Annotated in this window: 2 protein-coding genes; both read right to left on the reverse strand. The window is 65.7% G+C overall.

What is annotated here, in order from left to right:
- Positions 1-145 precede the first annotated feature (145 nt).
- Positions 146-1,513 (reverse strand): HlyD family type I secretion periplasmic adaptor subunit, encoded by a 1,368-nt coding sequence (locus tag H3H36_RS26205; RefSeq protein ID WP_182220974.1) that lies wholly within the window; start codon positions 1,511-1,513, stop codon positions 146-148.
- On the reverse strand, positions 1,486-3,627 hold the full coding sequence (locus H3H36_RS26210; protein WP_182220975.1) for a peptidase domain-containing ABC transporter: 2,142 nt from the start codon (positions 3,625-3,627) through the stop codon (positions 1,486-1,488). Before H3H36_RS26210 ends, H3H36_RS26205 begins: the two co-directional genes overlap by 28 nt.
- Positions 3,628-4,015: the final 388 nt, after the last annotated feature.

Here is a 4,015-nt window from a genome sequence, read left to right on the forward strand (position 1 = left end):
TTTCAATGTCGAGCGGATGGCCAAAGCCACCGCTGACCCCGTGAGCCACACCCCCGTCATCGGCTAGATTACACCTCCAACGTCAGGGATGTCGCCCCCTTACAAATCCGATGATAGACCCCGCCGTTTTGCCCCCGCCGTTTGCTCAGGGTTCCCGTATCGATTCATCCATGGCCTTGGTCAAAGGCCACAGCAGATAGGACATCACGGAGCGGTGGCCCACCACCACTTCCGCCGTCAGCGTCATGCCCGGCAGCAGGCGGGCGCCGGGCGCCATCTTCTTCAGCTTGGCGCTGCCCAGCGCAATCCGGCTCACGTAGTAGGCGTCCAGGCCCTGGCCCTGGTTGGCCGCGTCGCGCCGGAAGGCGTCGGAACTGATGGTGCGCACCTTGCCATCGAGCGCGCCGTGCGCCTGGAACGGGAAGGCGTCCACTTTCAGGTGCGCCACGTCGCCCGTCTTGATGTAGCCGATGTCGAGCGAATCGATCTGCACTTCCGCTTCCAGCTGCTCGCCCAGCGGCACCAGCGTGAACATGGGCTCGGCCTCGCGCACCACGGAGCCGGCCGACAGCTTGCCCACTTCCAGCACCACGGCGTCGGCCGGCGCCGTCACCTGCACCAGCTGGTGGCGCTTGTCGGCCTTGGCCAGTTGTTCGTTGATGCCGTCGCGGTCGCGGGTGGCCGACAGCAGGTCCTCCATCATCTTCTGGCGCCAGCCCTTGCTGAACGCGGCCCGCTCCGCCTGGGCCGAGGCCAGCTCGCGCTCCATCTCCTGCGCCTTGTTCCGTTGCAGGATCATGTCGCGTTCCACTTCCAGCCGGCGGTCGCGCGCTTCCAGCAGGTGCATCTTGGCGCCGAACTGCTCGGCCATCAGCTGCTCCTGCATGGCTTCCACTTCGCGCAGCGACTTGACGCGCTGGGCCAGGATCACCTGGTCACGCTTGTTGGTCTCCAGCGCCGCCTGCAGGCGGGCGATGTTCTCGTCCATCTTCTTCTTTTGCGCCTCGAAGTTGGCCTGGCGCTCGTTCGACAGCTGCGATTGCAGCTGCTGGTCGGCGTCGCCCTTGGCGCCGGCCGCCACCGGCTTGCCGGCCAGTTCGGCCCGCAGTTCCGCGGTCTGGGTGTCCAGGCTGCGCAAGCGGGTGCGCAACTGGGCTTCGTCGGCCTGGGTGAAGGTGGGGTCGAGCGTGGCCAGCACCTGGCCTTTCTTGACCACCTGGCCCACCTGCACGTCGATGCGCTGGATGATGGAAGTCTCCAGCGGCTGCACCACGATATTGCCCTGCGGGCCAACCAGCCGGCCCTTGGCGATCACGATCTTCTCCACGTGCGACAGGCTGGCCCACACGATGAAGGTGAGGAAGGCGGCCGCCAGCACGTGCAGCGTGAGGCGCACGTAGCGCGGCAGGGGGCTGCGCTCGATGGCGTCCGCGTCCGGCAGGAACTCGACCTCGGTCTGGTCCACGGCGCGGCCGCGCTTGCCTGTTACAGGTGGCTTGTTTGCTGGTTCCATAAGTGCTGATAAGTTTCGCTACGGGTGAGCAGTTCTTCGTGGCGGCCGGCGTCCATCAGCCGGCCCTGTTGCATGACCATGATCTTGTCGGCGTTGACCAGCGTGGACAGGCGGTGCGAGATCATCACCACCGTGCGGCCGACGGCGATGCGCGACAGGTTGTTGATGAAGATCGCCTCGCTTTCCGGGTCCAGCGCGCTGGCCGCTTCGTCCAGGATCAGGATGCGCGGCTTGGCCAGCAGCGAACGGGCGATCGACAGGCGCTGCTTCTGGCCGCCCGACAGGTTGGCCGCGTTCTCTTCGAGCAGGGTGTCATAGCCCATCGGCAGGCGTTCGATGAATTCGTCCGCGCCGGCGGCGGCGGCCGCTTCGATGATTTCCTCGAACGAGGCGTCCGGCTTGGTGACGATCAGGTTCTCGCGCACCGTGCCGCGGAACAGGAAGTTCTCCTGCAATACCACGCCGATCTGGCGCCGCAGGTGCGACAGCTCGATCTCACGCGCGTCGATGCCGTCAAAGCGCACGATCCCTTCCTGCACCCCGTACAGACCCTGGATCAACTTGGTCAGCGTGGTCTTGCCCGAACCGCTGCGGCCCACGATGCCGACCACGGTGCCGGGCTGGATGGTGAAGCTGGCCTTGTCCAGCGCCAGGTTCTGGGCGCCCGGATAGCGGAACGTGACGTCCTCGAAACGGATTTCGCCGTTCAGGATGGGGCGCAGGCCGCCGGCGCCGGCGCGGCCCTCGGGCGCGCGGTTCATCACCTCGCCCAGCATGCGCACCGACAGCGCCGTCTCCTGGTATTCGTTGACCAGGCCGACGATGGAGATCAGGGGCTGGGTCACGCGCTGCGACAGCATCTGGAACGCGATCAGCGCACCGACCGACAGGGTCTGGTCGAACACGTCCTGGGCGCCGATCACGATCAGCGTCACGGGCAGCAGCTTGCCCAGGAAATCCGTGATGGCGTTGCCGGTGATGGAGATGCGGCCCACGCGAAAGTGCATCGTGATGGCTTCGGCCGAGCGCTGGTCCCAGATGCGGCGCTGGCTAGGCTCGATGGCCAGCGCCTTGACCGTGCGCATGCCGTGGATGGTTTCCACCAGCATGGCCTGGCGCTGGCCCTCGGCCGCGTACAAGGCGTTCAGGCGGCGCTGGAAGGTCGGCACCATGGCCATCACGACGGCCGCGATCATGGCCGCGAACAGCAGCACGATCAGGGCCAGCTTGAACGAATAGGCGAACAGGATGGGCAGGAACACGAACAGCGCGATCAGGTCCAGGCCCGTCATGAACAAACGGCCGGTGAGGAAGCTGCGGATCTTTTCCAGCTGCTGCATGTGACGCGTGATGACGCCGGCCGTGGTGGTCTCGAAATAGTCGATCGGCAGCGACAGCAAATGGCTGAATGTGCGCCGCGTGAGCCGCATGTCGATCTTGTTGGAAGCGGCCAGCGTCAGGGTCTGGCGCAGGAAGCCGAAGGTGGAATCGAAGATCAGGGCCAGCACGATGCCGGCCGCCAGCACCCACAGCGTGGTCACGCTCTGGTGGGTGAGCACCTTGTCGATCACCAGCTGGAAGAAGATGGGCGAGGCCAGCGCCAGCAGGTGCATGGCCACGGCGGCGATGAAGATGTCGCGGAAGGCGGCCTTCTGCTTGAGGATCTCGGGGATGAACCAGCGCAGCCCGAACGGCTGGTTGGGATCGCTGAGCTTGTGCTGGCGTTTGAGGAACAGCACTTCGCCGTCCCAGCGCCGCTCGAACTCGGCCCGCTCCACCAGCGCCACGGTGGCGTTGGCGGCGATGGGGTTGAGCACGGCCACCTGGCCGTCACCGTCGTCGCGCACGCCGACGACGATCACCATGTTGCCATCGTTCAGGCGCGCCATCAGCGGGAACACGCCGCCCTGGGCTTGCAGGCGCGACCAGCTCAGGCGGTCGGTCTTGGCCTTCAGGCCGATGTCGCTGGCGATGCGCAGCAGCAGGCCGTTGCCCGGCTCCTCGGCGCCCAGCGCGTAGTCGTCGATCAGGCGTTCCGGATTGATTTGCAGGCCATGGTGCTGGGCGATGGCCGTCAGGCACTGGATGGCGGTATGGGGAAATTTATCGTGCATCGTTAGCAGGCAAGTGGGGCGTATGCAGGGGCGCACATGACGGCATCGGTGTTCACCTTTGTTGTGGGCGTTTGTTGAGTAAAAACTTGCGTCAGCGCACTATCGTGCCGCCTTGGGATTCTAACCCAGGCCCGCCCTGGGCGGCCCGCTTTTTTCATGCCTGTGTGCATTGGAACAGCGCGGTGTTCCGGTCCCTGTTCGCCCCTTGGAAAATCAGGGGCCGTAGCGCCCGTTGCCGCATGCCTGCGGCGCCGGCGCGGACAATCGGCATAGGGGCGGCCAGCATAGCTGACCGGTCCCCTGCCACACCACCCGGCATGCGGGTCCGCACCGGGCGGTTCGAGTAGTTGAGGTTAAGACAGGCGTGGTACGCCCAACCGGTCGAAGT

It is taken from the genome of Rugamonas fusca (assembly GCF_014042365.1).
In the GTDB taxonomy this organism is placed as follows: domain Bacteria; phylum Pseudomonadota; class Gammaproteobacteria; order Burkholderiales; family Burkholderiaceae_D; genus Rugamonas; species Rugamonas fusca.

What these genes read in the sequence shown, in the direction of transcription:
- H3H36_RS26205 (WP_182220974.1), bottom strand. Translation starts at nt 1,513, where the DNA reads ATGGAACCAGCAAACAAGCCACCTGTAACAGGCAAGCGCGGCCGCGCC.
- H3H36_RS26210 (WP_182220975.1), bottom strand. Translation starts at nt 3,627, where the DNA reads ATGCACGATAAATTTCCCCATACCGCCATCCAGTGCCTGACGGCCATC.